Annotated in this window: 8 protein-coding genes and 1 tRNA gene; 3 read left to right on the top strand and 6 right to left on the bottom strand. The window is 42.8% G+C overall.

The genetic code is table 11. The features are described from left to right. Window positions 1-125: 125 nt before the first annotated feature. The 4 genes from IP485_RS09120 to IP485_RS09105 form a co-directional block, all read right to left on the bottom strand. Window positions 126-527: a hypothetical protein gene (locus IP485_RS09120; RefSeq protein ID WP_198326953.1), complete on the bottom strand. Its 402-nt coding sequence runs from the start codon at window positions 525-527 to the stop codon at window positions 126-128. A gap of 193 nt (window positions 528-720) precedes the next feature. Next, entirely contained in the window at window positions 721-1080 is a 360-nt protein-coding gene (locus IP485_RS09115; RefSeq protein WP_198326952.1) for a SirB2 family protein, read from the bottom strand. 57 nt (window positions 1081-1137) lie between these two features. Further along, a complete protein-coding gene (locus tag IP485_RS09110; protein WP_198326951.1) occupies window positions 1138-1458 on the bottom strand; it encodes a BolA family protein in 321 nt (106 codons plus the stop codon). A gap of 239 nt (window positions 1459-1697) precedes the next feature. Continuing rightward, window positions 1698-2510 carry a M48 family metallopeptidase gene (locus IP485_RS09105; protein WP_197176390.1) on the bottom strand — a complete coding sequence of 271 codons (813 nt, stop codon included), beginning with the start codon at window positions 2508-2510 and terminating at the stop codon, window positions 1698-1700. Between the two features lie 545 nt (window positions 2511-3055). On the opposite strand from IP485_RS09105, the gene IP485_RS09100 reads away from it, so the two are divergent. Beyond that, window positions 3056-3130: transfer RNA gene (locus IP485_RS09100), tRNA-Gly, on the top strand. Between the two features lie 27 nt (window positions 3131-3157). Here IP485_RS09100 and IP485_RS09095 read toward each other — a convergent pair. Together IP485_RS09095 and IP485_RS09090 are read right to left on the bottom strand one after the other, a co-directional pair. Further along, window positions 3158-3301, bottom strand: coding sequence for a hypothetical protein (locus IP485_RS09095; protein ID WP_198326950.1), 144 nt, complete (start codon window positions 3299-3301; stop codon window positions 3158-3160). 100 nt (window positions 3302-3401) lie between these two features. Beyond that, window positions 3402-4307: a LysR family transcriptional regulator gene (locus tag IP485_RS09090; protein WP_198326949.1), complete on the bottom strand. Its 906-nt coding sequence runs from the start codon at window positions 4305-4307 to the stop codon at window positions 3402-3404. A gap of 306 nt (window positions 4308-4613) precedes the next feature. Here IP485_RS09090 and IP485_RS09085 point away from each other — a divergent pair, with 306 nt between their 5' ends. Both IP485_RS09085 and IP485_RS09080 read left to right on the top strand, forming a co-directional pair. Continuing rightward, the gene (locus tag IP485_RS09085) at window positions 4614-5327 is read left to right on the top strand and encodes a pirin family protein (protein WP_198326948.1); all 714 of its coding nucleotides are present in this window, start codon (window positions 4614-4616) and stop codon (window positions 5325-5327) included. A gap of 89 nt (window positions 5328-5416) precedes the next feature. After that, the gene (locus tag IP485_RS09080) at window positions 5417-6028 is read left to right on the top strand and encodes a nitroreductase family protein (protein ID WP_198326947.1); all 612 of its coding nucleotides are present in this window, start codon (window positions 5417-5419) and stop codon (window positions 6026-6028) included. Window positions 6029-6144: the final 116 nt, after the last annotated feature.

The following is a 6144-nucleotide window of genomic DNA, read 5'->3' as shown; positions in this document are numbered from 1 at the left end:
TTAAAGTATTCGATCTGTTATTCTTTTATATTAACTATGGTTATGTCTGATGCCAGCATACTTTTTAGAACACCACCCGATGGCTTTATGATACTAAGTACCAATAGCATATTTTCTATTTAATACTATTCACCATAAATCTTAATGCCATTTACAAAGCTACAGCGTTGAATACGAGCCGATTGAACGATTGCATCGTTCTCACCATAAAGCCTCGACAGTTTTGCATCGCGTGCTTTGGTATCGTTGCTTTTACCCACCCCAAAGCTGATGTTTGGAGAGATGCCCCAACGTCCTGCAGAAATACCTACACCCACGCCTGACGCTGACAAAGTAGATTGCTCATTGCGTGCAGCTTCCACATAGCGATTGACACGATTGTACTCTTGACTGAGTGCTTGGCAATCATAGCTCTGATAAGTGCTAGGCGGCACATACTGCGGTGTAATAGTGCCAGTAGAGGCGCAGCCTGCAAGACCAAACATGCCAACTGTTGCCAGTAGGGTCGCTGTCGTAAACGTTTTCATAATGGCTCCAACGGGCTAAGTGATTGTATATTATCTATTTAAGATAGCAAAAATAGCATCATTAAGATATCGAAAAAATATTACCAGCCGACCGTGCTTTTGTTTTATTCATATACTGATTAAAGCCGTCAGTCCATCAGTAGTGATCGAGAACGGATGCTATTTAGCAGTTAAATAAATACGATAAGGTACTCTAAAACAAGTTATCCGGCTTGGCAAAGGCAAGAATCACGATACCAATATAGCCAACAGCAGCAATAAGAATACCAGTCTTTCGCTGTGTAGGAGTCGCATCTGGCTTAAACGCTTTTATGCTAGAACTGATCGCAGCGATGAGTAAGATTATTTTGGCAAATACCCACTGTATCGGTGCATTAGCGCCCATTAGTTGCATCAGCATGGTCGCACCCGACACAATAAGTATGGCATAAATAATATGGGTAGCTATCTTAATTGCGCGTGGCGCTTGTCTGTTTGCGCTCAGTACCAAATAGCTCTGGTACAAAAACAGCACAACCGTTAGCAAGGCCATTAGCATATGGAGATGTTTCATCGAATATCGCTTCCTATAGAGTTGCAGTATGTAGACACACGTAGAGCGGGTAGCGGTCTACGTGTTTTGACCGGCACACAATGGACTGTCAGGACTTTGGCCTTGCCATTCTACCGGAGTATAAGCATGGATAGCCAAAGCGTGTACTTGGCCACCTTGGGATGTCAGTAATGAGTTGATTAATCCATATACCAGCTGATGGCGTGCGACCAAGCGCTTACCTTCAAAGGCTTTACTAACAATCGTTAGCTTAAAATGGCTTTCTTTGCCGTCAAAATAACCAGCATGATTCATCGACTCATTGACCAGCTCAATATGCTGAGGGTCTAAAGCTTGTAATTCACTGTTAAGCGCATTGGCAGTGGGTGTGGTACTCATAATAATCCTTCAGTATGTTTTGCTCAATTTGTCTGAGTCATCTGTAATCTGCTTGTCTGAGTAATCAACAGATAGTATTAACGATTGATTATAACAGACACCGTTAGTGAGACAGAATGCTAAGAGACTCTGACAACTGACTCACCATAAAAAAAGCAAAGCACAATAAATGGTGTGTACTTTGCTTTTATAGAGTCTAAATCATCAACGTATTAGCGATGCCGATGGACAGCTACCGACTAACGGCGTGCCTTTTGATAAAGTGGGGTCACTTTTGGCATCAGTGACTGTAACTCTGCGATACGGCTGCTACTCGTTGGGTGAGTGCTGAGGAATTGTGGTGGCTCACCTTGGCTTGCTTTTTGCATTTTTTGCCAAAGTGTAACAGCCGCCTGTGGGTTATAACCTGCACGTGCCATAAGCTCAAGACCGATCTGATCGGCTTCGCTTTCTTGAGTACGACTGTGGGGTAGGCTCAAGCCTAAATTACCAGCAGTACCTGCTAACTCAGCCTGTCCTTGTGATAAGCCAAATATACTGGCAGCCAGGCCGATACCAGTTTGGGTTGCATACTCGCGTGACAGACGCTCGCGTGAATGCTCACGTAATGCATGAGAGATTTCATGACCCATGATGGCAGCAATCTCATCATCAGTCAGGTTCAGACGATCGATGATGCCTGAATAAAACATAATCTTACCACCCGGCACCACAAATGCATTTAGATCGTTAGACTTGATGGTGTGTACTTCCCATTGCCACTTCGCTGCATCTGCGCGGTAGACGCCAACTTGACCAACCAAGCGGTTCGCAATATTTTTTAAACGGTTTAGCTGAGCGGTATTGGTATCTAGCACACCTTTTGATTTTGCGTCTTGTAGTGTTTTGGCATAGCTTTGGGCAGATAATGCCAATACTTGCTCACTAGACACCAATAGCAACTGCTGACGATCAACACCAACCGCGCCAGTACTGGTCGTACTGGTACAGCCAGTCAAGGTCAGGGCTGACAACGAAGCGGCCATTACCGTCGTACTCAATAATTTTTTCATAAAAAATATCCTCTCTATAAAGTGGAAAAACCTACAAACGAACAAAGCGTAAAGCAGTGTCGTAGATGGTAAAGGGGGCCTTATTGACCTCTTACTAGGGCTTACTCATCTACTCTGATGGTAAAATTCTACCTGAACTGCAATCAGACATAAGTATAATAATGTTAACCGACCAAAACCAAGAGTGAAAAAGTAACAATAGAATGGTCGAATGTAAATGAAATAAATCAGTCAAACGCAATGGCAGCATGATATTACTGTGCCAAATAAAGAGACATTAAATGTGATTTATATATCATCTGCCATATAGCAATGAGAACAGCGCTGCAAATTGTCCTTATGACGAAAAAATAATTTATAATTTTTATAAAATTAATTATTTTTTAAATCAATTGCTTATATCTATTTCAGTCATAGAAACAGGCTTAGGCCAAAAATATTGGTCATAAATATTAAAAAAGATGTTGACACACTCAGGATATTTGATAGAATAGCCAGCCTATCGAGACGGAGTTGTTGTTAACAACACTACAATTCGATAATCAGCGGGAATAGCTCAGTGGTAGAGCATAACCTTGCCAAGGTTGGGGTCGAGAGTTCGAATCTCTTTTCCCGCTCCAAATATGGCTTGCAAAAGCACTAAACCCTCACTTCTTACCATAAGAAGTGAGGGTTTTTTTATGCAAAATATATCCCAAATCAGACAGAACAATAGATATAGACCACTGATAGGGTCTACTCTCTAGCACACCCACACCCACACCCACACCCACACCCACACCCACACCCATACTGCTACGGCATCTGCCATACTAATGTATCGCCTGTACTCCATGGGCTTATATCGACATCATTGCGTATTAACGGTATGTTAGTTTTGATAAAGTTTGATTAGAACTGATCCCAATAGGGCTCGTCACCGAATCGCTCTGCAATAAAATCAATCAAGTAACGGCAGCGCTGAGATAAAAAACGGTTTTTTGGATATACCGCATAAGCATTCAATGTGGGCAGTTGATACTGTTGTAAGATAGGCAGCAGCTCACCGCGCGCTAGTCTGTTGTAGGCAAGAAAGGTCGGGATAGCGATGATGCCGTGACCTTTGACAGCCAGATCAATCAAAAATTCCCCATTAGTAGCCTTGATTTTGGCATTCATCACGTGACAATGATGCTGACCATGTGCATCTATTAGCTCTATTTTACCAGTCTGACCCAGACTGTATTCCAAAAAATCATGTCCTGCTAACGCATCTAATGTTTCAGGCGTGCCCATTTTATTCAGATAGTCAGGACTGGCGCAAGTCACGCAACGAATCAACGCTAACTGCTTGGCTTGATAGCTCGAATCGCGCAGCTCTCCAATCCGAATGGCCAATTCATAGCCTTCTTCAATCAAATCGATGCGCCGATCAGAAAAGTCTAGCTCAAATCGTAAGCTAGGATGCTGCTTGGCATATTCATCAATCACATCGGTCAGGTGCATGATGCCAAATGATAGAGGTGCTGTCATCTTGAGAGTGCCTTCAACACGTGTTGGCGCGTCGCTGGTGTCCTCATTGAGCGCATCGACGGCACTCAAGATATGGGTCACTTGCTGATAGTAATGCTCACCGGCCTGTGTCAGTTTTGATTGGCGCGTGGTACGACTGATTAATTGACTGCCTAGTCGCATCTCCAATTCTTTGAGACGGCGGCTGACGGCTGATTTTGCAATGTTGAGTTGCTCTGCAGCTTTGGTGATACTGCCTGCATCGACAACGCGTACAAACATTGCCATGTCTTCTAATTGTCCCATTATCGACACCTTCTAATTGTTCCCATAACAAGAACTGATAATTTTAATTGCTGATGATTGTGATTGCTACGAGTTTTATAGCACCAGTCAAGGCAGATACTCGCATCATTCTATGGATATTCTAACGATTTAATAATAGGTTAACGACGGTATTGAGGTCTTATTGTTCTGATAAGAAGAATAGTTATTTGCATTTATCCTTATTTATCTAGTTATAGTCAACAATTATAATAGAGCTATTGTTTAAACGGGTTAATAGATAATAAGTATATAGAGGATTAATCTGTTGATACCTAAGGATAAATTATGAAAACGATCTATCATGCATCAGATTCTCGTGGTGATGCCAATCACGGCTGGCTCAAAAGCCGCCATACCTTTAGCTTTGCTAATTACCATAATCCTAAGCGTATGGGCTTTGGAGCCTTACGCGTTATCAATGATGATTTTGTCATTGGTGGTCACGGGTTTGGTAAACACTCTCACCGCGATATGGAGATTATCAGCATTCCCCTAGCAGGCAAGCTCGCTCATGGTGATAGCATTGGCAATGAAGGTGTGATTGAGACGGGTGAGATTCAAGTCATGTCAGCGGGTACAGGCATTACCCATAGTGAGATGAATGGCGACAACGAAGCGGCCATGAAGTTTTTACAAATTTGGGTCATGCCAAACAAAACTAACGTCACTCCTCGCTATCAGCAAGTAGATATGAACGCGCTCATGCAGCCTAATGAGTTTAGCCAAGTGCTGTCACCTAATGCGGATGATGCTGGCGTTTGGATCCATCAAGATGCTTGGTTTAGCATGGGTAATTTTGATAAAGGGGTGACGCAAACCTATCAGCTCAATAACCCTAGTAACGGTGTCTATATCTTGGTTATCAGCGGTGAAGTCGTGATAGAGAGCAATACTTTATCTACTCGTGATGGTCTCGGTATCTGGGATACTAAGAGTTTTACTATGAATGTAGAAGCAGCTGCCAGAGTACTGGTGATGGAAGTACCGCTGTCTTTATAGCTGAGTATGGGCAGTAGATAGCCAATGCCTATCTGCAATTAAAATATTTATACCAACCATAATTTATATTAACAACGTGGAGAAACACTATGTCAGATCTAACAACACTACAGCAACTTGCAGAAAAACGTCGTTCTATCTATGCGCTAAGCGACCAGCTACCAGTATCTAACGATGAAGTCGTGAAACTGGTTGAGCATGCTATTTTGCATACACCATCATCATTCAACTCGCAATCAACGCGCATCGTTGTATTGTTCGGTGATGACCATCGTAAGCTATGGGATATGACTGAAGACGCATTGCGCGAAATCGTCGGTGATGAAGAAAAATTCCAAGCGACCAAGGATAAGATTGGTGGGTTCCGTAATGGAGCTGGTACGGTGCTGTTTTTTGAAGATCAAGCAGTGGTCAGAGGCATGCAAGCCGCCGCGCCACTATATGCTGATAACTTCCCAATCTGGGCAACACAGACCAGTGCCATGCATCAATACGTCATCTGGACAGCACTAGCCAGTATCAATATTGGCGCAAATTTACAGCACTATAATCCCATCATTGATCAAAAAGTGGCCAGTACTTGGAATATCGATCAGGATTGGACCCTAAACGCACAGATGGTTTTTGGTACAATTGAGCAGCCAGCAGGGGACAAAGCATTTAAGCCAGTTGACGAGCGTATGAAAGTTTTTGGTGCATAACGCTATACTGCATAAGAAGCACCTGTAAAAAAGCCACCTGATGGATCATCAGGTGGCTTTTTATGTATTTAAAAGAACAAGTTTTGATCGAGGTATTCTAAGGGTTTTTCAACTTT

This window comes from Psychrobacter sp. NG27 (assembly GCF_016106655.1).
GTDB lineage: Bacteria > Pseudomonadota > Gammaproteobacteria > Pseudomonadales > Moraxellaceae > Psychrobacter.
The sequence above is the reverse complement of the archived record's forward strand: the minus strand, read 5'-3'. Positions and strand labels throughout refer to the sequence as shown.